We start from the raw sequence: 21,641 nt of genomic DNA, 5'->3' as shown, positions 1-21,641 counted from the left end.
ACTCTCCGGTCACGCTTTCTCGCGCTCCTGATACAGATCCGGAAGAAGGTTCTGAAGTTCAGGTACCGGCGGAGGGAAATCAAGGTCCAGACTCTCCAGGGTGTCGACGGCAATCTGCAGCACCGCGAGGTCCCGGAGAGCCCGATCGTCCGCCGCCACCACATGCCAAGGCCGCTTCTTGCTCGCGCATTGGGTCAGTACGTCTTCATAGCAGGATTGATACCGGTCCCAATGTTTGCGTTCCGCCAGATCGCTCGAATCGAACTTCCAGTTTTTATGCGGATTTTCGATACGGGCGATCAGTTTGTCCAGCTGAAACTTTTTGGAGATATGCAGGAAAATCTTAACCACCGTCACCCGGTTATTCGTCAGCATTTTCTCGAAGTCGTTAATCTGGGAAAAACGTCTGCCGGCTTCTTCGTCTTCGATCATTCCGTGCACCCGGCTGATCAGAACGTCTTCATAATAGGAACGGTTGAAAGCTCCCATGTACCCCATTCCCGGCACGAAGCGGTGCGCTCTCCACAGATAGTCATGGGACCGCTCTTCGTCCGTCGGCGCTTTGAAGCTGTGGATCAGCACCCCCTGCGGATTCACTTGGGAAAAAACACGGTTGATCGTGCCGTCTTTGCCGCTGCAGTCCATTCCCTGGAAAACGAACAAAACCGCCTGGCTGCGCGAAGCAAACAGACGCTCCTGCAGCTGTTCCAGCTTTCGGCCCAGCTTTTTTTTCTTCGCATCGATTTCTTTGTCCCCGGGGCGCTCACTAAGCGTATAGGCGGTCGGCAGCCGATCCAGCCGTACTTTGTCTCCCGTGCATAACGGTGTTTTGATCTTCATCCTTCTTCACTCCTTTGTGCTTCACGCTGTCCATCTTCTATTAGTACCCGTTTTGTCTCCTTTTGCCGCCGGGTTTACAAAAGGAGCTGCCGAAAAGAAACATTTTCCCCAAAAAGGTTTCAAGAAAAAAGCCCGTGGTAATAGTTTGTCAAGCCTAAAAGTATCGGCACCAAAAAAATAATCCCGAAGGAGGATGGGTCTTATGTTTTTGAAAAAGGAATGCGTCTGCGGACACTGTTTTCGCACCTTCCAATGCACAGGCGCTTTTGATCCGAACGGGGCAAGATACATCAGCGGTCCGGTCGCCTGGATGAAACTGATCGCAAAAGAGCCGGACAAACTGCTGCTCGAAGGCAGTGCCATTTGTACGGCATGCGCGAATCCCCATCGTTTCCTGGTGGAGTACGATTGTGCGCAGGACCGCTACATCGAGATCGGAGAACCGGAACATTCTCCTGCGATGGCCGCCGGCGTATCTTCCCATTGGGAGAATTCTTCCGCTGTTAACGGATTTGCGCGCTGAGTCTCAAGCGATAGAGGACAATAATGAAGAAGCACAAATAACGCAGCAGAGAAAAGGCGGGAAAGCTCCCGCTTTTTTTGTGGAATGGTTTGCATATTTATTCTCATTGTTGTATATTTAATTAAAATCAAAAGTGACGGAGTTCAAAACTCCTCAGATAAGCAAGGCAGCTCAGGGAGGGAAACAGGATGAAAGCCAGACTGATATTGGAAGACGGAACTTTGTTTACGGGAACTTCGTTCGGCAGCGACAGACAAACGACAGGCGAAGTCGTATTCAATACGGGAATCACAGGTTATCAGGAGGTCCTGTCGGATCCTTCCTACTGCGGACAGATCGTGACGATGACCCAGCCGTTGATCGGCAACTACGGTATTAACCGCGAAGATTTCGAAGCGACACGGCCCTGGATCCACGGCTTCGTGGTTCGACGCTACGAGACGGCTCCAAGCAATTGGCGTGCCGAATACGATCTGGGTACGATGCTCAAAGAATACGACATTCCCGGCGTTTCGGATATCGATACCCGTATGCTGACACGCTGTCTGCGCAATCACGGTACGCTGCGCGGGCTGATTACTACCGGAAACGCAAGCGTCGAAGAACTGCTCGAACAGCTTCGGGCCACTTCCTCTCTCCATGATCAGGTAAACCAGGTCTCGACGCCCCGCTCTTACCGGATTCCCGGCACGAAGCAGCGGATCGTCGTTATCGATTACGGAAGCAAAGCCGGTATTATAAGAGAACTCGGACAGCGCGGATGCGATGTAGTCGTGGTCCCGCATACGGCGAGCGCAGCCGATATTCACCGCTTCAATCCCGACGGCGTGCTGCTGTCCAACGGCCCCGGCGATCCCAAAGACGTTCCGGAAGCGGTCGAGACCGTACGCGAGCTGATCGGACAAACGCCTCTTTTCGGCATTTGTCTGGGGCACCAGCTGTTCGCCCTCGCTTCGGGCGCGGACACGGTCAAGCTGAAATTCGGTCACCGCGGAGCCAATCATCCGGTCAAAGACCTGTCCACCAACCGCTGCCTGATTACTTCGCAGAATCACAGCTACTCGGTGCTCGAAGACAGCCTTGCCCAAACGGACCTGATCGTTACCCATATCAACAATAACGACGGCAGCGTCGAAGGACTCAAACATGGCAGCGCTCCGGCATTTTCCGTACAGTTCCATCCCGAAGCCGCACCCGGACCGACCGACAGCAACCTGCTGTTCGACCAGTTTCTCGATATGGTCGATACGTTCAAAGCCAAACGCGCTTCTTATGTTTCGTCGATCGCCAAAGCAAAAGCCGCAGGGTCTGAGAACGGCAGTCTCCATGCGCCGGAACGTTTGCGCACGGCGGCCGGAGCGGCCGCCAATCGACATCCCCAACGCAAAGAAACGGAACAAGCCGCTTCTCCGGTTGAGAAACGGCTCGCTCCGTCCGCTTACTGAACGATTCCGATTTGTGAATCCGCCGAAATCAGTCTTCCTGCAGCCAATCTTTGCTTCGCCGCTCTTTCCGATCGCGTTTGCCGCTTGCGGCAGCCCGGCCGGACGAAGAGCGGCTTTTTTCTTTGCGTTCCAGGAAAGCAAGCTCGCGCTGCGTTTTGCGGTAGCCGGCCATCCGGCCCGCATCCAGCTCCCCTTCGTTCAAAGCTTCTTTAACCGCACATCCTTCTTCGCCGGTATGGGTACAGTCGCGGAACCGGCAGCCGGCAGCCAGAGCTTCAATATCGGAAAAAGCACCTGAAAATCCGTCTTCCTCCCCTTCCCATAATTGAAGTTCGCGCATGCCCGGCGTATCGATCAGGATCCCTCCGCCGGGCATGGCTACCATCTGGCGGTGGGTTGTCGTATGCCTCCCCCGACTGTCGTCTTCCCGGATTTCGCTTGTTCGCTGCCCTTCTCCTCCTGCAAGGCGATTGGTCAGGGTAGACTTGCCGCAGCCCGATGTTCCGGTCAAGGCACAGCTTCGCCCTCCGGCAAAATAGGCAGCCACTTCTTCCAGACCGGCGCCGGTCTGTGCACTCACGGCATGAATAGGCACTCCGGGAGCAGAACGCCCTACTTCCAGCAGAGCCCGCTCGCGAAAATCATCGTCGCACAGATCCGATTTGTTTAACAAAATAACCGGCTGCGTTCCCGAGTTCCAAGCCATGATTAAGTAACGTTCCAAACGCCGGACATTCAGGTCGAAATTGAGCGAAGTGACCACAAACAGGGTATCGATATTGGTGGCAATAATCTGCTCTTTTACCGGCGCACCGGCCGCTTTGCGAGAAATTCGGCTTCGCCTTGGAAGAACGCCGTGTATACGGGCTCTTTGTTCGCCGGGCAGGATCTCCGCCGCCAGCCAATCGCCGACTGCCGGGAGTTCGGCTTCGCTGCCTGTCAAGTGGCGCAGACGACCGGTGGTTTCGGCTCTATACTCGCCTTCGGCAGTCGCGACTTTAAACATTTGGCCGAAATCGGCCGTCATCCTTACCGGAAGCAGACCGGATTCTTCGTAGCCCGCTTCGCGCCAAACGCCTTCCCAGTGCTCATCCCAGCCGTAAGAAGCCGGGAATGGCGGAGTCTGTACAGGATCCTTTTGAACGTTTCGGTTTTGTTGATTCGTTTCATTCGTTTTATTCATAAATGCCTCCGTAAAATGGGATGTCTATCGGTGATTCAGCCTTTACCGACCCTCTCCCATCGCTCTTTTGTCCGAAAAAGAGCGCAAAAAAGCCGGGGAGAGTTCTCTCCCCGGCTGCCCGTTCCCAAACCGCGCACAGGCTCCGTTTGTTCAATCAAACAGACCTTGCGGCACGACTTGGGCAGTATGGAGGCAGCACCACGTCGCAATACGCCGCAGCATGCCTGATTCCTTTTGGATAAAGAAATCGAAAATGCGCACCAAGCGTTCAGATCGACGGGCGTAGAGAGAGATTGCAACAGGTATAAACAATCGAATATGAAGGGTATGCCATGTTATCTCTCCTCTCACCATCATTTGCCCACAGTTTATCGGAGCTTCGAAAAGAATGTCAAGCTTTTTTTATGCAGCATTGTCCGTATCCTGCCCCGCGTTGGACGAAAAAGCAGCTTTGCGCGATAATGAAGAAGAAAGGTTTATGCCTTTTTCGCAGGCCGTATTTGCAGGAAGCACGAACATGTCAAGGGGGAAGAACGCAGACTATGGAAAAAGAAGATGTTCTGATTATAGGCGCCGGACCATGCGGATTATCCGCCGCAATCGAATGCGGACGCCGCGGACTGTCCGTCCGAATCATCGAAAAACATAACGTGGTACATTCGATCTATCTGTACCCGACCAACATGCAATTTTTTAGCACGGCGGAACTGCTCGAAATCGGCGAAGTGCCGTTCACTTCGCCCAATGAAAAGCCGTTTCGGCATGAAGCGTTGGCTTATTACCGCAAAGTAGCCGGTCATTATGATCTGCGCATCTCCCCGTATGAAGAAGCATTGTCGGTACGTCCCCAGCCGGACGGTACGTTCCGCGTCGAAACCTGCGACCGTGCGGGCAACAGACGCGAATACGAAGCCGGCAGCGTGGTCGTCTCAACGGGATATTTTGATCATCCGAACGAATTGGGTATTCCCGGCGAAGAAAAAGACAAAGTGACGCATTACTTCCGCGAAGCCCATCCGTATGCCGGCATGAACGTGGCGATCGTAGGCGGAAGCAACTCGGCGGTCGATGCCGCGCTCGAATTGATTCGCGTCGGAGCGAAAATCGATATGATCTACCGCAGAACGGAAATCTCCCAGCATATCAAACCGTGGGTCCGCCCGCTGTTCGAAGGCATGATTGCCAAAGGGAAGATTACCCTCCACCTAGGTTCAAGCCTGAGCGAGATCGGCGAAGACTACGTCGTCGTCAAAGGACCGGAGAGCGAGTCCCGAATCAAAAACGACTTTGTGCTGGCCATGACCGGCTTCCGTCCGGACCGCAAGCTTCTGACCGAAGCCGGCGCGCAGATGTCGGACGATCTCGACAAACCGGTGTACGATCCCGAAACGATGGAAACCGGCGTACCCGGGCTCTATGTGGCAGGTGTCATCGCGTCCGGAAGAAACGCCAACGAGGTGTTTATCGAGAGCGGCCGCATGCACGGTCGATTTATTGCCAAGCATATCGCCAGCCGGGTCCGTGCGGGGGAAAAGTCTGCAAAAAGCTGATTTCACGGCCTTGTTGTGCTATACTTCCCACATACGAGGATTGCGTCGGCACGATTGCAAGATCGTCACCCGACCGCTAGGAGGACCGCTGCTTATGTCTCAACGTTTCGTCATTGAAGCCGTCATGGTCGCCATTTACGGGCAGCTGCTCTCGGTGAACCGTCCGGTCGAATATATCGTTCCGTATACAACCGTACTGGAACTTTACGAATTCGAAGAAGGCTCCGAGCCGCTCATGAACGAGCCCGGCGACGACAAACATGTCAAAGAAAAAGTCAAAGAATTGGTCGCTTATTTCGAAGAACCGCTGAACAAAAAGAAGATCCAGAAAGCCTTATCGGTACCCTGGGCGAAAAGTGCGCCTATCCTGCTTGGCGACCAGATCAAGCTGAGCATTATCAATGCGGTGGACAACGCCCATTACGGCGAGGTATTCGATCCGATCGAAACCGAGGTGCTGCTGTCGGCCCTCAAAGAAGAAGCTCCCGTCCTGACCGACCAGCTCGAAATGATCCAGCGGATCATTGCGGCCGCCGTCCCGGTTCAGGTCTTCGATATCGACGATTTCGAATTTGCACTGGAAGGCACGGCCCAACTCTAAGGACCTGCCGGACACCAATCAAAAAGACGAACGCACCGGACTTCCCGGCTCGTTCGTCTTTTTGGTTTTTGTGTGGCGATTAGTTCTTATTCCCGCTCGTAAGCGTACAAAATATCGTCCTGCTCCGTCAGATACGTGACGTTGAGCTGATAGCCGTCGAGATACCACAGGTCCTTCTCTTCCATGTAGAACGTGATGCCTTCCGAATCCTGCGTCAATCCCGGATTGTTCGGCTCTTCCGTTGCGATTCCAAGCGAAAAACCCGGATGAATATCGCTCGTGTTGCTATATCTGGCATAAAACCGGATATAATCGCCGGATTGAAGTCCCAGCTCTTTTTTGTACCAATCTGCGGCCTGCTGCGTGATATTAAGACTCATCTCGCGTTCCCCTCCTTCGCACAAGGTCAAAGCGGTATATCGCGCTTCGTTTATAGCTTTATCATACCCCACAACGCGCTTCGCGACAAACCTCATAGCGATTCTCCTTTTGTTTCCAAGCGCTCCTTTTCAGTTTTTCGTTGACTTTTTCTGAGAGACGGTGCTAAAATCGGGAGCATACGAGATCATTTGCGATCATCAAACCCAGGAAGGAGTGAATTCGATGTTAACGTTCAAGGGAAGTTTTGGCCTCACGTTCAAAGACGCCTATCGTCCGAAGTTTGCCCTTTCCGAACTTCATATCGATGAAGCTTCCGTCCGCCGTCGGTCGGCCTGCGCTCCCCTGCCTGTGAAGGCCTGAGAGCCGCACCCTACAGACGAAAAAATGCGAACGATTGGCTTTATCCCATCGTTCGCCATATGAATCGTTTTTTAAAGCATATCGCGCGCCGCGGTATGCTTTTTTTGCGGTTTTCGCAAAAATGATTGGTAAATCTATCTTTAAGAAGAAAGGAAGTGATGGAATGTTTTCCGTCCTTCGCAATCTAGGCTGGTTCTTCCGGCAGGAAAAAAGACGCTACTTGATCGGGGTCTTCTTCCTTGTTCTCGTCGGCGTGATCGAACTGCTTCCTCCAAGGCTGATCGGTATCGCTGTCGACGACATCGCCGGCGGATTGATCACCAGCGAGCGGCTGTTCATGTACGTCGGCGGTATTCTCGGTCTGCTCGTCGTCATGTACGGCATTACGTACATATGGATGCGTCAGCTCTTCGGCGGCTCCAATCTGGTGGAACGCCTGCTCAGAAGCCGCTTCATGGCCCATTTGCTGCGGATGACGCCTCCGTTCTTCGAGCGCAACCGGACCGGCGATCTGATGGCACGTGCCACAAACGATCTGCGTGCCGTCGCCATGACCGCAGGATTCGGGATGCTCACGCTGACCGACTCCACCTTGTTCCTGCTTACCGTGCTGCTGGCCATGGGCTTTATCGTCAGCTGGAAACTCACTTTGGCCGCTCTGATCCCTCTTCCGTTCATCGCGATCGGCATGAGCATCTACGGCAAAATCATTCATCAGCGCTACACGCTGGCCCAGGATTCCTTCGGCGATATGAACGACCAGGTGCTTGAATCGGTTGCGGGTATCCGCGTGATTCGCGCCTATGTTCAGGAACGCCATGACGAGAAGCGCTTTTCGGATATCACAAACGATGTCTACAAAAAGAACCTGGCCGTAGCCAAAGTCGACGCGGTGTTCGAACCGTATATTCGGCTGTGCGTCGGGCTGAGTTATCTGATCGGACTGGCTTACGGGATCTACCTGGTGTTCCGCAGCGAATTGACGCTCGGCGACCTGGTTACGTTCAATATGTATCTCGGCATGATGATCTGGCCGATGTTCGCGATTGGCGAACTGATCAACATCATGCAGCGCGGCGGTGCTTCGCTGGATCGGGTCAACGAAGTCCTGTTTACCAAAGCGGACATCGAAGAACCGGAACATCCGGTCGATATTAAGCGTCCCGAATCGATCGAATTCCGGAATGTGACTTTCCGTTATCCTACTTCGACAGTCGATAATCTGGAAGAAGTCAGTCTGAAGCTGCTCGCCGGACAGACTTTGGGTGTTGTAGGCCGGACCGGCAGCGGCAAATCGACGCTGCTCAAACAGCTTCTGCATGAATATCCGACAGGTACCGGCGATATTCGGCTGTCCGACACCCCGATTCAAGATCTCGGCAAAGACCGGCTGCACAGCTGGATCGGTTATGTGCCGCAGGAACAAATCCTGTTCTCCAAAACCGTCCGCGAGAATATCCGATACGGTAAAAACGATGCGGATGAAAACGAAATTATGGAAGCGATCCGTACCGCCGCTTTCGAAGGCGATCTGGAAACGCTGTCCGACGGGCTTGAGACCCGGGTGGGCGAACGCGGCGTCTCCCTCTCCGGCGGTCAGAAACAGCGCGTCTCGCTGGCTCGCGCCTTTATCGCCGAACCGCAGATTCTGATTCTCGACGATGCCTTATCCGCCGTCGATGCACGCACCGAAGCGCGCATCATTCACAATATCCGGGAAAAGCGTGCAGGAAAAACAACGCTGATCTCCACTCACCGCCTGTCCGCCGTCGAGCATGCCGATCATATCGTCGTGCTGGAAAAAGGACGTATTGTCGAGCAGGGCACCCATGCGCAGCTGATTGCGCAGGGCGGCTGGTATCGCGAGCAGTACGACCGGCAGCAGGTGGAATCCAATCTCTCCTCCGAGGAGGTGCCTACCGACCATGAACACTAATACCGGACTTCCCGAAGAAACGACAGCGGTGCCGAAAAAAAAGGCGGCCGCCCGGCTCTTCCGATACGCTCTAGGCGCAAAAGGCACATTCATTGCGGCAATTGTCGCTCTGTCGATCGGCGTCGGCGCCGAACTGGCCAGCCCGTTTATTGCCAAAACGATGATTGACGACCATGTCATGGGCATCGAAAATCCATATTACGAAACAAGCGAAGCCGGCGAAGGTACGGTCGCTTATCAGGAAAACCGTTATAAACGAGGGGACCGTTTTGCCGCAGGCGAGACGCGCGGCGAAGAAGTCCATGTTCTGCAGGTCGGCCGAGGCTTCGTCTTCGTCGACGAAACGGTTCCGGTTGTCGAAGGAGACCGCAGCTTCGAAAACGGAACACTCACGATCGAGACGGCAGGAGGCACGGTCTCCTATCCGGCGCAGCGGCTGTCCAAAGGGGAGCTCTTCAACTTCTACGAACCGGAAATTCCCGGCATTATGCGGCTGATTCTGCTCTATCTGCTGTTCCTCGCCATCTCGATTGCGATGGAATTCGGCAAGACCTACTGGCTGCAGTCGTCGGCGAATCGGGTTATTCAGAAACTCCGCCTGGATTTGTATGCGCATATTCAGCGGCTTCCGGTCCACTTTTTCGATAATCTGCCGGCCGGCAAAGTCGTCTCCCGAATTACCAACGATACCGAAGCGGTCAAAGATTTGTTTATCGCGGTCTTGTCCAACTTCACGACCGGCATTGTGTATATCACCGGTATTTATATCGCTTTGTTTATTCTGGATCCCCGTCTGGCTGCGGTTTCGCTGTTTATCATTCCGCTGATCATCCTGTGGATCTATCTGTACCGCAAGATCGCAACCCAGTACAATACCATCATTCGTTCACGTCTCAGCGAATTGAACGCGATCATCAATGAGTCTATTCAGGGCATGTCGATCATCCGCGTGTTCCGACGCGAAAAGCAGACGCGCGACGAATTCGAAGAACTGAACGGCGATTACATGAAACACCAGAACAAAATGCTCAACTTGAATTCGCTCACTTCCCATAATCTGGTCAATGTGCTGCGCAACCTGGCGTTCACGGTCGTCATCTGGTATTTCGGTTCCTCGACGATCGGCGGCGCCGAATCTGTCATCTCACTCGGTGCGCTTTACGCGTTCGTCGATATTCTGGGACGCTTGTTCCAACCGATTACCGGTATGATGAACCAACTGGCTGCGCTGGACTCGGCTATGGTCTCGGCGGGACGGGTATTCGAACTGCTGGACGAGCCGGGCGAGAACGTTACCGACGGCGGCATGACGCGTTACAAAGGCGATGTCGCTTTCAAAGACGTCTCCTTCGCCTACAAAAAAGACTATGTACTCAAAAACATCTCGTTCAAAGCGAAGCAGGGCCAAACGGTCGCATTGGTCGGCCATACGGGCTCGGGCAAAAGTTCGATCATCAATCTGCTGTTCCGCTTCTATGATCCGCAAAAAGGCACAATTACGATCGACGGCCAGAGCGTGCTGGATCTGCCGAAACAGCATATCCGCCAGCATATGGGCATCGTGCTGCAGGACCCTTACCTGTTCACAGGTACGATCGCATCCAATGTAAGCCTGGGCGACGAACGGATCAGCCGCGAACGTGTCAACGAAGCGCTTCGCGAAGTCGGTGCGGACAAGATTCTGGCCGACCTTCCGGGAGGTTTCGACGAACCGGTCGTGGAAAAAGGCAGCACGCTGTCCGCCGGACAGCGTCAGCTGATCTCGTTCGCCCGTGCGCTGGCGTTCGATCCCGCTATCTTGATTCTCGACGAAGCGACCGCGAACATCGATACCGAGACGGAATCGTTGATCCAATCCGCGCTGAATGTCCTTAAAAAAGGGCGGACGACGTTCGTCATCGCCCACCGTTTGTCGACGATCCGCAGCGCGGACCAGATCCTGGTGCTGCATCGCGGCGAGATCGTCGAACGCGGCAGTCACGACGAACTGATGGCCCACGGCGGCCGCTACTTCCAAATGTATCAGCTGCAGCAGGGCGGCGGCGATTCGATTACGCCGGTCACTGGCAAGCCGGAATCGGGCTTTGATGCCCGTCCGGCATTCGGCGGAGCAAGCGGAGACTAAATCGTTCGACCTTTGCACTTGATTCGGCGCAGAGCAAACAGCAAAAGAGCGTTCCCCACAAGGGAACGCTCAACGTGTCGAGAAAGGTCTGCTTCCGAGTGAAGCGAGGAGGCGAAGGGAGAAATTCAGTGTAGGAGCTAAAGCATTTCGAAGAAATGCACTTCGGAAGCTTATGCTATAGTTCGCCTTTGAAATCGGGAAAATTCCATTGAAATTCGATCGTTTTTCCCGATTTCAACACGCGACCGAAACGAATTTCTCCCGCAGCCGACGAGCTTCTACAACGAATAGGACTTTCTCGACAGCCTGAGCGTTCCCCTACAAGGGAACGCTCTTTTTCGTGACTTCCTCCGCAACCGCATTTCTCTCTGCTCCGGATTCCCGCTCCCGCGGATGGCTTACTCCAGCAGCTTCGCGTCCGGTTTGCGATGCGGCCGGCCGACCTGCTCGGCTGTTACTTCGGTATACGCACCGGTCAGGTAAGTGAACGCTTCGGCTTCGGTAATCACCTGCGGATACAGGGAGCCAGGCTGCGGGGAAGAGACCGCATATCGGATCACCGCCCTGCCGTTGGTATAGGTGACTTCGCGAATATGCAGCTCATATCCCGGATTCGGCAGCGCAACTTTCAGCGTCGCTTTGACTCTTCCGTCCGCTTCGGCCGTTATGGAGATCGCCATCTGCTTCCTCTCCTCTCTTGAACAATCAGGTTTTTATACAGGTTGATGAAATGAACTTAACGGCCATTATACACCATTTCGTCAAAGACATCCGGCATCAAAAAAAGGCTCTTCCCGAATACGGGAAGAGCCTTTTGGCACAGAGAAACTTTGCCCATCTGTGCAATTTGGGACTTATTTCAACGATTTGGTATCCGTTACGGGTTTAGTTCCGCCGTTCTGTTCAGTCGTTACTTCCGTGTAAGTCCCGGTCAGATAGGTAGAAACTTCCACGTCGGTAATCACCTGCGGATACATCATATCCGGATCGGGGTTCGTTACCGTATATTGGATGATCGCTTTGCCGCCTTCGTATTTCACGCCGTCGATCTTCAATCCGTAACCCGGATTCGGCAGGGAAGCTTTCAGCGTCGCTTTGACGCGTCCGTCCGCTTCGGTCGACGTTGTGACATTCACGCCGCCTTCTTCGGAACCTTCGTCACTGCCGCCGTTGACCTTTTGGATGAACTCGACTGCATTATAGACCATTTGGGCTGCTTCCATACGGGTAATCGGATCCTGAGGACGGAATTCGCCATTGGCCGGAGAGAGAATCCGCATGTTGCCGAGTGTCTGGATCGCATTCAGATGGTCGCCGGTAAATTCGTCCTGATCTTCGAATACGATAAACATTTTGGTGGTCGGATACTGGCCTGTTGTGTTGATGCCTTCAAGCAGCAGACTTGCGAACGATTCGCGGGTGATTTTGCCACCTGCCGAGTCGCTTTTCGTTACGGTCTTGATTTGGTTATGCAGGGCCGCTTCGTAAGCCGGAGCGTACCAAGCATCGTTATTGAACTTCGGATCCGGCTTATAATCCACGCCCGGATCGGTTTCCAAACCGAATGCGTTCACGATCAGCTGAATCGCCTGCGCGTTGCTCAGATCAAGCCCCGGTGCAAAACGGTCCGAACCGACGCCTTTCATAATACCCTGCTGCTGCAGGGACTCGGCGATTTTGGCATTTCCGTTGTCGGTTACGTCACTGAAAGCGGAGGCCGACGCGGCAAACGCGAACGATCCGGCCATGACTAATGCTGCACAAGCTTTTACTGTTTTCTTCATAGGGGGTCACCTCTTCTTAGTAGTCTGTTTCTTACCCTTGCAGACGGGCCCCCACCCCAAAAGGTTGCAGCGTTTTCGAAAATGGCCTGCCGCAGCCGAATTCATCCTGCAAATCTGCGCTTAAATTTCTTCCGGAGACCCGATCCCGAGCAGGCTCAGTGTCCAGTTCAGCCGCACGGCGGTCAGACGGGTCAGCTCCAATCTCACTTTTTGAGCCTGTACGTCATCGGTAAGTACTTTGTTGCTGTGATAAAACCGGTTGAACAGCTTCGCAAGATCCAGCGCATAACGTGCCATGACCGAAGGTTCGTGCCGATGCAGTCCGCGGCGCAGCTCCGCTTCATGATCGCCGAGACGCTTGAGCAGCTCCCAGGATGCATCATCCCAGTCGTATGCCGATCCCGCTTCGTCGTCGAAACTTATATTGGCACGGATCTGCGATGCCACGGCTTCCGCTTTGCGAAGAATGCTGCAGGCCCGCGCATGCGTATATTGGACATACGGCCCGGTCTCTCCTTCAAACTGCACCGCTTCTTCCAAAGAGAAGTTGATCTCGCCAATCCGGTTGTTTTTGAGGTCTCCGAATACGATCGCTCCAATGCCTACCGCTTCCGCAACGGCATCCCGATTTTTTAGCTGCGGATTTTTATTTTCCATGATGGCTGCCGCCCGCGAGACCGCTTCGTCCAATACCTCTTCAAGAAATACGACTTTGCCCCGGCGCGTCGACATCTTTTTGCCTTCAAATTTCATCAGCCCAAACGGGATATGTGTACAGGTGTCTGCCCATGTACGGCCCATCCTGCGCAGCACCGCGAATACCTGACGGAAATGCAGCGACTGCTCCGCCCCGACCACATACAGCAGTTTGTCGGCTCCGAGCACATCGTGCCGATAAAGGGCGGTGGCCAGATCCCGCGTCGGATAAATCGTTGTTCCGTCGGACTTGAGAATCAGGCAGGGCGGCATTTCTTCCTCTTCCAGCCGGACGACCTGCGCGCCTTCGCTTTCTTCCAGCAGCCCTTTTTTCCGAAGTTCTTCGACGACCGCCCCCATTTTATCGTTATAAAAGCTTTCGCCCAGCACTTTGTCGAACGAGACGCCCAGGCGCTCGTACATCCGGTTGAATTCGGTCAAGCTGACTTCGACGAAATACCGCCACAGCCGAAGAGCTTCCGGATCTCCGCCTTCCAACCGCCGGAACCAATCGCGCGCTTCGACTTCGAGCCCCGGGTCATTTTCGGCTTCTTCGTGAAAGCGGACATACAGATCCAGCGATTCGCGAATCGGAGAAGCCTTCAGCCGTTCTTCGCTGCCCCAGCGTTTGTAAGCCGTAATCTGCTTGCCGAACTGGGTCCCCCAGTCGCCCAGATGATTGACGCTGACGGGATGGTCGCCGGCGGCAGCATACATCCGGTAAAGGGCAGCTCCGATCACCGTCGAACGCAGATGCCCCACTCCAAACGGCTTGGCGATATTCGGCGACGACAGATCGATCACGATCGTGCGTCCTTCGCCGTCGACCGGCTGGAGCTCCGCTTGTTCAAACAAACCCGCCGCGCACGAGCCGCGCCGAAGTCTGAAGTTCAGATAGGCCCCCTCGGCGGCGGCTTCCACTCCGTCCAGCTTGAAACGCTGCGCCAATTCGGACGCGATTTGCTGCGGCGCACGTCTCAGCGACTTGGACAGCGTAAAGCACGGAAAAGCCGCGTCTCCCAACTTCGGGTCCGGCGGCTGCTCGAGCAGCGGTTCCGCCGTTCCTTTTTCCCATTCCAACAGGGTATCGAGCTGCCCCGCAATTTGCGATAGATTCATATTCTGTTCCTCCCCTATTCCGATTATCGATTCCAAACGCTCTACCCGGTCAAGACGCACTCCCGAAAAAGGACGCAAAAAAGCCCTCGTCTCTATAAAGAGACGAGAGCTTAAACTCCCGCGGTACCACTCTTATAGCCCAAGCACTTCCACTCTTAAAAACAGCGTGCTTGAACCTCTTGAGCGGCGGTAACGGCGCCGTGGCCGGGCAGCTCTACACAGTTCTGCATACCGCCTATCGGCCGGGTGCAGACGTTCGAACTGCCGCCTCCCGGGTGCGCTTCTCCGATCGGTGCGGTGCCGGCTCCCACTCTCCCGGCTCGCTGCTTCCGCTGACGCTTTCGGATACTCTCCCGTTCATGGACATTCATCGATAAGTCTTTTCGCCATTATAGAGGGCCTGCGATCAAGAAGCAAGCGATCCCTGTTTATTGGGCATATTTTTCGGAAAGACATACCATCTATGTGTACATCTGGGCGAGAATCGTGATTCCGCTGTCCAAACCGACGTTGGCCGCGATCGCCGTGTTCGCTTTTAACGGCGCGTGGAACGATTTCCTCGGTCCGCTGCTGTACGTCAACGACGAAGTGCTGTACACGCTGCTGATCGGTCTCCAGTCGTTCCGCGGCAGCGTGCAGACGCAATGGAATTATCTCATGGCCGGCACCAAAGGCTGAACCTATCGAATCCCGTACGCAAAAAACTCCGGCGAAAGAGTGCTCTTTCGCCGGAGTTTTTCGTGCTGCAGATAATGAGTCGTGCGGCAAAAAGACCGCCTCCGCAAGGAGACGGTCTTCGGTCAAACCCGGACGCGGATTCGCGGCTTAAGCGGCCACCAAAATGCCCCGGCAGATGCTCGCGCATTCGCGGCAGACGCTTACGCATTCCTGGCAGTGCTCGTGCGGATGCTTCATGCACTCTTCGGCGCACGCATCGCAGGCTTTGGCGACCAGTTCGCAAATTTCGGCCACGAACGGGCTGTTGCGCGTCATCGCTTGAATCGCGACCCCGCACAGGTCCGCGCATTCGCGGTCGAGGCGCAGACATTCGCGAAGCTCGAAAATATCCAGCCCTTTGAGGCTCGAAACGTAGCTGACATTACAGACGTTCATGCAGCGGATGCAGGCGTCGATACACTCTTTGTATGTAGTCACGGTCAAGTTGGTCATGTTGTTTTCCTCCCGGTGTATGGATGAGGCCCGATGGCCCTTGATAGCTACCATTACCCGAAAAATGACAAAATTGAAACCCTTTCGGCCTGCATGCCGATTCGCTTATTCGCGCGGTTCCGCTGCCGCTTCCAACGCTTCAAGTTTGAGGCGCAGTTCCGCTGCCGAAAAATGCTCACCGATAAATACGGCCGTATCGTCCAAGTCTCCCTGAGGCGTTACTTTAATAAAGTCGAGTTCCCGGAAAGCATATTGGAACAAAAAACGGCTTGCGGTATCGGAAAAAGTCAGCAGCCCTTTCGCCCGGTAGATTTCGCGCGGAAGTTCGCCGATCAAAGCTTCAAACCGTTCGCTGTCGACGGGACCGGTAAAGCGATACGTGTACGAAGTTACATGTCCGTGGCTTGAACCCAGCATGTTCAGACCACCCGACGGCGTACGCCGCAGCGGACCTTGTTCGGCTCTCTCTTCCGCAAATCCCGTTCCGAGCAGCAGGTTCAGATCGGTCTCGCACCGGATCGTGCGCATGACCGGCGCATAGGTGTTCCATCCCGAAATGGCGGCTTCCAGTTCGAGGGCTTCATCCTCGCTTACCCGGTCGATCTTGTTCAACAGAATCGCCGAAGCGCAGCGAATCTGGTCCTGCATCAGCGCATACGTGCGCCCGCCCAGGTTACGGCGCATCTCCAGCAGGTGGGCGGCATCGGCCACCGCAATCAATCCTTGGATCGCAATGCCGGCATACATCGACGTTTCGGTCGCGGAATCGAGCAGGTCGATCGGATTGGCGGCACCGGTCGCTTCGATCAGAATCACATCCGGCCGGTCGCGCTCGACCAGCAGGGCAAGTTCGCCGGCCAGGTCTTCGCGCACCGTGCAGCAGATACAGCCTCCCAACAGTTCGGAAGTCGGCACCTCCGATTCGACAAGCAGCCCGTCCAGATTGACGTCGCCCAATTCGTTGATAATCACGCCGGGCTTGAGTCCCTGACTCTGCCAATGGGCGACCAGCCGCTGAAGCAGCGTCGTCTTGCCGCTGCCGAGAAATCCGGTCAGCAGATAGACGGGTATGTCGTTTTGCATCTGTACAACCTCCTGTATCGATCTTGTTTACAAAGGAACCATCCGATGATTGAGTCTACTACAGCCGGCAGGGAAGCGCAACGGTTCCCTAGAAGGCCGCGGTTTGTTTGACGAACATTCGGCAGACAGCCAGGACCGGAAAAAGCCCAACCGAAACGCGATACACTCGCGTCCCGATTGGGCAGGTTTTGAGAAATCTTACAAACTGCTGTTATTCGGCCGATACCCGCACCAGCTGACGGCCGACCGCTTCGCCTTTTAAGATCAGGTCCAATGCACCCGGCAGCTGTTCGAGCGTCAGCTCGCGCACACCATGTTCGAATACGGTATCCGGCTTCCAGTCCGATGCCAGCTTGTTCCAGACTTCCAGCCGCAGCGGAAGCGGACACTGGACCGAATCGATCCCTGCCAGCGTAACGCCGCGCAAAATGAATGGATGGACGCTTGTGCCGAAGTCTCCGCCCCCGGTCAAACCGGACAAAGCCAGAACACCCCGGTAACGGATCGATTTGAGCCGCTCGCCTGTACCGGCTCCGCCGACAGGATCGACGACCGCAGCCCATACGCTTTTGCCAAGCGGGCCGTGGGACGGCGCTTGGGCTTCTTCGCGCGAGACCGTATGCGAAGCACCCAGCCGCTTCAGCATATCCCACTCATGCGGCTTGCCGCTGCTGGCGGTCACTTCAAAGCCGAGTTTGGCCAAAATGGCGACAGCCACGCTGCCTACGCCTCCCGAAGCCCCGGTCACCAGCACAGGTCCGCTTTCCGGCGTAATGCCGGCGCTGAGGATCGCTTCGACCGACATTCCGGCTGTGAAGCCGGCCGTTCCAAGGATCATCGCTTCACGGGGTGTCAGACCTTGCGGCAGCTTGATCAGCCAATCGGCCGGTACTCTGGCCTGCTCGCTGTAGCCGCCAAAGTGCGAAACGCCCAATCCGTAACCGGTACACAGCACCTGATCGCCGGCGGCAAAACGCGCGTCTTCCGAAGCAATGACTTTCCCTGCCAGGTCAATCCCGGGGATAAACGGATATTCGCGTACGACGCGTCCTTCCTTGATACTGGCCAATCCGTCTTTGTAGTTGACATCGGAATACTGCACACGCACGAGCACTTCGCCCTGCGGCAGATCTTCCGAAGTCAATGATTTAAGCGTACCCGTTACTTTGCCTTCCGATTCTTCCAGCCAAAAAGCGCGGAATGTCTCTGTCATCTTGCTCTCCTCCAATACAATTCTATACGGCCGGATATCGCCGGGCCGATCCTCTTTTATCCTAACCCAATGCCGCTTCCGGTTCCAGCCGCCAAGGAAGCTTCTTCTTAAGCGACGCAAAGCGGCCGGTAGGTCACCGGCCGCTCGGATATCGCGATGGAGCTGAGGATCAAGCGGACTCACGCTTATAGATCCGGATGTTCATGTTTGGCTTTGAGCCGGTTCCAGCGCAGTTCCACTTCGCGTTCAAAATCCTGCAGAGCCGCTTCGTTTTCCGGTTTCAGCAGGTGACGCGTCTTGCCCATTCGCTTCAACCAGTCCGTTACCGGAACCTTTTTATTTTTTTCTTCGGGATTATACGTGATGGTCGTGATCCCCTGCTCGACTTCATACAAAGGGAAAAAGTTCGAGCTGACGGCAGCATCGACGATGTTGGCCCCCTGGTCGTCCGGAGACAACCAGTTCAGTGGACAGGCGATCAGAATCTTGCCGTAGACAAGTCCGACATTCTGGGCATACCAATGCGCTTTGGCAGCCTTTTTGACCAGATCCTGCGGATACGCTTCGCTCCCCGTGAATACATAAGGGATATTCGTGGCCGCCATGATCTGCGCCGTATCCTTATGATGGAACGACTTGCCCTGTTGGGCTTGGCCCACACCCGAAGTCGAGGTCCGGTGGCCCAGCGGAGTCGAATACGACAGCTGCGCTCCCGTGTTCATATAACCTTCGTTATCATACTCGACGATAATCATGCGGTGTCCGCGCAGTGCGGCGCCGATCGCCGGTCCCATGCCGATATCCATCCCACCGTCGCCTGTAACCATAACAAAGGTAAAGTCTTCCTGCAGTCCGAAAGCTTCGAATTCGCCGCGGCGCTTGCGCTCCCAGAACATTTCGACAAGGCCCGACAGCGTCGCCGCTCCGTTCTGGAATAGATTATGCAGGTACGTGGCTTTGTGCGAAGAATGCGGATAGCCCGTTGTGGTAACCATCGCACAGCCCGTATGGAACAAAGTGACGATGTCGCCTTCGATCCCTTTGAAAAACAGTTCCAGTCCCGAAAAAATACCGCAGCCGGGACAAGCTCCGTGTCCGGGCGCCAGACGTTTGGGTTTCTTCGTCAGGGAACGGAGCGGAGGAATCTTGACAGCCAATTTGCCCGTTTCCGGATTGGGCGTCACCGTAATCAGACCGGTCTTGAGATCATCGAAATTCAGCGGCTTCAGCAGGCGTTTCGGCGACTGCAAAGGATCGCCCGGCGTATGGCCGTAGAAATCGAACGGCACAGCCACTTCGTTTCGGGCCGCCGCTTCGATCGCCAGATCGAAGAAATGGCGGCCGTCTTCGGCACGGAATTCTTTGCCGCCGAGTCCATAGACGCGTCCCATTACTTGAATATCACGGTTACCGTGTGTAAACAAAGCGGCTTTGACTTCGTTCAGCATATTGCCGCCGTGAGCGCCGCAGGAATCCGCACGGTCGCCTACGGTGATGGCCCGAACATGCTTGAGCGCTTCGGCGATCTGCCGCTGCGGGAAAGGCCGGATCAGGTTCGGAGCGATCGAACCGGCTTTGATTCCTTTTGCGCGCAGCTCGTCCACGACATCCTTGATACTTTCCGAAGCCGAATTCATGACGAATACGGCGACTTCGGCATCGTCCATCCGATACTGATCCAGCACCGGATACTCGCGTCCCGTGAGTTCCGTATACTCCGCGGAAATCCGTTCGAATACCGCTTCTGCCCGGTACATCGCTTGGGACATCTGATAGCGGTTATTCATATAGTCGGGTTCGTTCATGTAGGGACCGATCGTAATCGGATTCTCGCGGTCAAGCGCGTTGGCGAAACCTTCCGGAGACTTCTCGCCGACGAAGGCCATGACATCCGCACGGTCTTCAAACGTCTGGACCCGGCGCTTCTGATGCGAAGTGAAGTAGCCGTCATAGGCGACCATAACCGGAAGGCGCACTTCCGGATCTTCCGCCAGCTTGAGCGCCATCAGATTCATATCGTACACGGCCTGCGGATCGCGGCACATGAGGATCGGCCAGCCCGTATTCAAAGCGAAGTATAGATCGGAGTGGTCGCCGTGAATATTCAGCGGTCCCGAGACGGAGCGGCAGACCAGGTTGAGCACCATCGGAAAACGGGTGCCGGACTGCACCGGCATCTGTTCGAGCATATACAGATAACCCTGGGCGCTTGTCGCATTGAATACCCGGCCTCCGCCGGTCGAGGCGCCGTAACAGATCCCGGCGGAGCTGTGCTCGCCGTCGGACGGCACAAGACGGATGCCATGTTTGCCTTCCGTTTTCATCAGATCCAAATGCTGCGCCACTTCGGTCGAAGGGGAAATGGGGAAATACCCCATAATATGATAGTCGATCTGGTGAGCCGCATAAGCGGCCATTTCGTTGCCTGATTCATATACCATACGCTGCTTCACGCGTTCCTGCCGAACTTCTTTGGAATAATCGATTGCCATGCGTTTTCCTTCCTTTCCTGTCTTATCGGCTGCTATCAGGCTTCAACAAAATCGAAGCGCTGTTTCACCCGATTTGCGGCGGCGTATCCTTCTTCTTCGAGCATGCGCGACAGCGAATCGGTCGGACAGGCTTCGACGCATTTGAGACAACCTTTGCAGTATTGATAATCGATCCCCTGCAGGAACATCTGCATCCGGCCGCGTTTATCCGGCTGCTCTTCCCAGACGAAGCACAGATCGGGACAAGCCGTATCGCACTGCGCACAATGGATACAGGTCGCCGGATCAAACGCCGGAAGCATGCCCGAACGCGAGATACTGAGATCTTTCAGCAGACTGCTTCCGGGTGTCACGACCACGCCGCCCAGCGGTTGATTCAGATAGCCGAACGGGCTTTCCGGTGCTGCGGCGGCAGCCGATTCTTCCGCAGCAGGCGCCAGGCTTTCCATTGTCTGGATTTCCGCATAACCGCGTTCGAACACGCGTATCGCCTGCTCCACCGCCTGCGGATATTTTTTACCGAGCGACTTCGCGATTACGTCTTTCATGAATGCCGGGTCGAGGAATCCGCACAAACGGAACAAACCGCCCAACATGGCCATATTCACCTTGTTCTTCTCTTCCATGGCAATCCGCGTCGCATCGAGTACCGCGACCGTGCAGCCGCGTACATCCGATTGTTCGATGATCCGCTGCGCGGAATGCGCCGAATTCACCAGAATCATACCGCCCGGCCGAATTCCGGAAGCGGCTCCCGATGCCAGCAGGGCTTCATGAAAAATACCGATCACATGAGGATGTTCGATCGGCGATGTATCGCGAATCGGCGTACCGAACTCGCAGAAACGGATATGCGCTTTAACCGGCGATCCTTTTTTCTCCGAACCGTACGACGAGAAACTCACTCCGTCCACGCCCGCTCCGACGATCCCGGCTTCGGCCAGCATCTTGCCGGCCAGATTGGCTCCGAGTCCCCCGATCGATTCCAGACGGATTTCAAAAAAGCCGAGTTGATTGACTTCAGGCAGTACCGTCACACTTTTTCCCCCTCCGTATTTTATTTTAAGACGGATTGTAAAATGAAGTGCAACACCTCGAACTGAATACAAAAAGGGCTCATGGCCGGATTCGTGTAGAATA

At 55.0% G+C, this 21,641-nt stretch carries 18 protein-coding genes; 7 read left to right on the top strand and 11 right to left on the bottom strand.

Annotated elements, in window-relative coordinates; translation table 11 throughout:
- Positions 1 to 9 precede the first annotated feature (9 nt).
- Entirely contained in the window at positions 10 to 840 is an 831-nt protein-coding gene (locus HRQ60_RS21825; RefSeq protein ID WP_172200286.1) for a PPK2 family polyphosphate kinase, read from the bottom strand.
- 202 nt (positions 841 to 1,042) lie between these two features.
- On the opposite strand from HRQ60_RS21825, the gene HRQ60_RS21820 reads away from it, so the two are divergent.
- Both HRQ60_RS21820 and HRQ60_RS21815 read left to right on the top strand, forming a co-directional pair.
- Positions 1,043 to 1,363, top strand: coding sequence for a hypothetical protein (locus tag HRQ60_RS21820; RefSeq protein WP_172200283.1), 321 nt, complete (start codon positions 1,043 to 1,045; stop codon positions 1,361 to 1,363).
- A gap of 188 nt (positions 1,364 to 1,551) precedes the next feature.
- Positions 1,552 to 2,808 carry a carbamoyl phosphate synthase small subunit gene (locus HRQ60_RS21815; protein WP_172200280.1) on the top strand — a complete coding sequence of 419 codons (1,257 nt, stop codon included), beginning with the start codon at positions 1,552 to 1,554 and terminating at the stop codon, positions 2,806 to 2,808.
- Positions 2,809 to 2,836: 28 nt separating this feature from the next.
- Here HRQ60_RS21815 and rsgA read toward each other — a convergent pair whose 3' ends face one another.
- The gene (rsgA, locus tag HRQ60_RS21810) at positions 2,837 to 3,991 is read right to left on the bottom strand and encodes a ribosome small subunit-dependent GTPase A (RefSeq protein ID WP_246281436.1); all 1,155 of its coding nucleotides are present in this window, start codon (positions 3,989 to 3,991) and stop codon (positions 2,837 to 2,839) included.
- Positions 3,992 to 4,533: 542 nt separating this feature from the next.
- Between rsgA and HRQ60_RS21805 the strand changes: the two genes are divergently transcribed.
- Both HRQ60_RS21805 and HRQ60_RS21800 read left to right on the top strand, forming a co-directional pair.
- Positions 4,534 to 5,541, top strand: a complete 1,008-nt coding sequence (locus HRQ60_RS21805; RefSeq protein WP_172200277.1) for a YpdA family putative bacillithiol disulfide reductase — start codon at positions 4,534 to 4,536, stop codon at positions 5,539 to 5,541.
- Positions 5,542 to 5,635: 94 nt separating this feature from the next.
- Entirely contained in the window at positions 5,636 to 6,142 is a 507-nt protein-coding gene (locus tag HRQ60_RS21800) for an ADP-heptose synthase (protein ID WP_172200274.1), read from the top strand.
- Between the two features lie 86 nt (positions 6,143 to 6,228).
- Here HRQ60_RS21800 and HRQ60_RS21795 read toward each other — a convergent pair whose 3' ends face one another.
- The gene (locus HRQ60_RS21795; protein WP_172200271.1) at positions 6,229 to 6,522 is read right to left on the bottom strand and encodes a HesB/YadR/YfhF family protein; all 294 of its coding nucleotides are present in this window, start codon (positions 6,520 to 6,522) and stop codon (positions 6,229 to 6,231) included.
- A gap of 524 nt (positions 6,523 to 7,046) precedes the next feature.
- On the opposite strand from HRQ60_RS21795, the gene HRQ60_RS21790 reads away from it, so the two are divergent.
- Positions 7,047 to 8,819 carry an ABC transporter ATP-binding protein gene (locus HRQ60_RS21790; protein WP_172200268.1) on the top strand — a complete coding sequence of 591 codons (1,773 nt, stop codon included), beginning with the start codon at positions 7,047 to 7,049 and terminating at the stop codon, positions 8,817 to 8,819.
- Entirely contained in the window at positions 8,809 to 10,944 is a 2,136-nt protein-coding gene (locus HRQ60_RS21785) for an ABC transporter ATP-binding protein (RefSeq protein ID WP_172200265.1), read from the top strand. Before HRQ60_RS21790 ends, HRQ60_RS21785 begins: the two co-directional genes overlap by 11 nt.
- Before the next feature lie 398 nt (positions 10,945 to 11,342).
- Here the strand turns inward: HRQ60_RS21785 and HRQ60_RS21780 are convergent, their stop codons facing one another.
- The 3 genes from HRQ60_RS21780 to argS all read right to left on the bottom strand — a co-directional run bounded on the left by HRQ60_RS21780 (position 11,343) and on the right by argS (position 14,543).
- Positions 11,343 to 11,624 carry a protease complex subunit PrcB family protein gene (locus tag HRQ60_RS21780; RefSeq protein WP_172200262.1) on the bottom strand — a complete coding sequence of 94 codons (282 nt, stop codon included), beginning with the start codon at positions 11,622 to 11,624 and terminating at the stop codon, positions 11,343 to 11,345.
- A 174-nt stretch (positions 11,625 to 11,798) separates the two neighbouring features.
- Complete coding sequence (locus HRQ60_RS21775) at positions 11,799 to 12,728, bottom strand: protease complex subunit PrcB family protein (protein ID WP_172200259.1); 930 nt, start codon at positions 12,726 to 12,728, stop codon at positions 11,799 to 11,801.
- A gap of 120 nt (positions 12,729 to 12,848) precedes the next feature.
- Positions 12,849 to 14,543 carry an arginine--tRNA ligase gene (argS, locus tag HRQ60_RS21770; RefSeq protein WP_172200256.1) on the bottom strand — a complete coding sequence of 565 codons (1,695 nt, stop codon included), beginning with the start codon at positions 14,541 to 14,543 and terminating at the stop codon, positions 12,849 to 12,851.
- 465 nt (positions 14,544 to 15,008) lie between these two features.
- On the opposite strand from argS, the gene HRQ60_RS21765 reads away from it, so the two are divergent.
- Positions 15,009 to 15,221: an ABC transporter permease family protein gene (locus HRQ60_RS21765; RefSeq protein ID WP_216671668.1), complete on the top strand. Its 213-nt coding sequence runs from the start codon at positions 15,009 to 15,011 to the stop codon at positions 15,219 to 15,221.
- A gap of 147 nt (positions 15,222 to 15,368) precedes the next feature.
- Here the strand turns inward: HRQ60_RS21765 and HRQ60_RS21760 are convergent, their stop codons facing one another.
- From HRQ60_RS21760 to HRQ60_RS21740, 5 genes are all read right to left on the bottom strand, one after another.
- The gene (locus HRQ60_RS21760; RefSeq protein ID WP_172200253.1) at positions 15,369 to 15,713 is read right to left on the bottom strand and encodes a four-helix bundle copper-binding protein; all 345 of its coding nucleotides are present in this window, start codon (positions 15,711 to 15,713) and stop codon (positions 15,369 to 15,371) included.
- Between the two features lie 105 nt (positions 15,714 to 15,818).
- Positions 15,819 to 16,796: a CobW family GTP-binding protein gene (locus HRQ60_RS21755; RefSeq protein ID WP_172200250.1), complete on the bottom strand. Its 978-nt coding sequence runs from the start codon at positions 16,794 to 16,796 to the stop codon at positions 15,819 to 15,821.
- A 211-nt stretch (positions 16,797 to 17,007) separates the two neighbouring features.
- A complete protein-coding gene (locus HRQ60_RS21750) occupies positions 17,008 to 18,009 on the bottom strand; it encodes an acrylyl-CoA reductase family protein (protein WP_172200247.1) in 1,002 nt (333 codons plus the stop codon).
- 185 nt (positions 18,010 to 18,194) lie between these two features.
- Entirely contained in the window at positions 18,195 to 20,501 is a 2,307-nt protein-coding gene (locus tag HRQ60_RS21745; protein ID WP_172200244.1) for a thiamine pyrophosphate-dependent enzyme, read from the bottom strand.
- Positions 20,502 to 20,536: 35 nt separating this feature from the next.
- On the bottom strand, positions 20,537 to 21,538 hold the full coding sequence (locus tag HRQ60_RS21740; protein WP_172200241.1) for a 2-oxoacid:acceptor oxidoreductase family protein: 1,002 nt from the start codon (positions 21,536 to 21,538) through the stop codon (positions 20,537 to 20,539).
- Between the last annotated feature and the right edge of the window lie 103 nt (positions 21,539 to 21,641).

Origin of the sequence: Saccharibacillus qingshengii, from assembly GCF_013185195.1 — a bacterium.
Lineage (GTDB): Bacteria > Bacillota > Bacilli > Paenibacillales > Paenibacillaceae > Saccharibacillus > Saccharibacillus qingshengii.
Note: the sequence above shows the minus strand (reverse complement) of the source record. Positions and strands in the feature narration are given on the sequence as shown.

Bases quoted from the DNA above. Each gene is read 5' to 3' on its own strand.
- argS (WP_172200256.1), bottom strand. From the start codon at position 14,543: ATGAATCTATCGCAAATTGCGGGGCAGCTCGATACCCTGTTGGAATGG.
- HRQ60_RS21775 (WP_172200259.1), bottom strand. From the start codon at position 12,728: ATGAAGAAAACAGTAAAAGCTTGTGCAGCATTAGTCATGGCCGGATCG.
- HRQ60_RS21760 (WP_172200253.1), bottom strand. From the start codon at position 15,713: ATGACCAACTTGACCGTGACTACATACAAAGAGTGTATCGACGCCTGC.
- HRQ60_RS21790 (WP_172200268.1), top strand. From the start codon at position 7,047: ATGTTTTCCGTCCTTCGCAATCTAGGCTGGTTCTTCCGGCAGGAAAAA.
- rsgA (WP_246281436.1), bottom strand. From the start codon at position 3,991: ATGAATAAAACGAATGAAACGAATCAACAAAACCGAAACGTTCAAAAG.
- HRQ60_RS21815 (WP_172200280.1), top strand. From the start codon at position 1,552: ATGAAAGCCAGACTGATATTGGAAGACGGAACTTTGTTTACGGGAACT.
- HRQ60_RS21785 (WP_172200265.1), top strand. From the start codon at position 8,809: ATGAACACTAATACCGGACTTCCCGAAGAAACGACAGCGGTGCCGAAA.
- HRQ60_RS21750 (WP_172200247.1), bottom strand. From the start codon at position 18,009: ATGACAGAGACATTCCGCGCTTTTTGGCTGGAAGAATCGGAAGGCAAA.
- HRQ60_RS21820 (WP_172200283.1), top strand. From the start codon at position 1,043: ATGTTTTTGAAAAAGGAATGCGTCTGCGGACACTGTTTTCGCACCTTC.
- HRQ60_RS21825 (WP_172200286.1), bottom strand. From the start codon at position 840: ATGAAGATCAAAACACCGTTATGCACGGGAGACAAAGTACGGCTGGAT.
- HRQ60_RS21745 (WP_172200244.1), bottom strand. From the start codon at position 20,501: ATGGCAATCGATTATTCCAAAGAAGTTCGGCAGGAACGCGTGAAGCAG.
- HRQ60_RS21755 (WP_172200250.1), bottom strand. From the start codon at position 16,796: ATGCAAAACGACATACCCGTCTATCTGCTGACCGGATTTCTCGGCAGC.
- HRQ60_RS21795 (WP_172200271.1), bottom strand. From the start codon at position 6,522: ATGAGTCTTAATATCACGCAGCAGGCCGCAGATTGGTACAAAAAAGAG.
- HRQ60_RS21780 (WP_172200262.1), bottom strand. From the start codon at position 11,624: ATGGCGATCTCCATAACGGCCGAAGCGGACGGAAGAGTCAAAGCGACG.
- HRQ60_RS21800 (WP_172200274.1), top strand. From the start codon at position 5,636: ATGTCTCAACGTTTCGTCATTGAAGCCGTCATGGTCGCCATTTACGGG.
- HRQ60_RS21805 (WP_172200277.1), top strand. From the start codon at position 4,534: ATGGAAAAAGAAGATGTTCTGATTATAGGCGCCGGACCATGCGGATTA.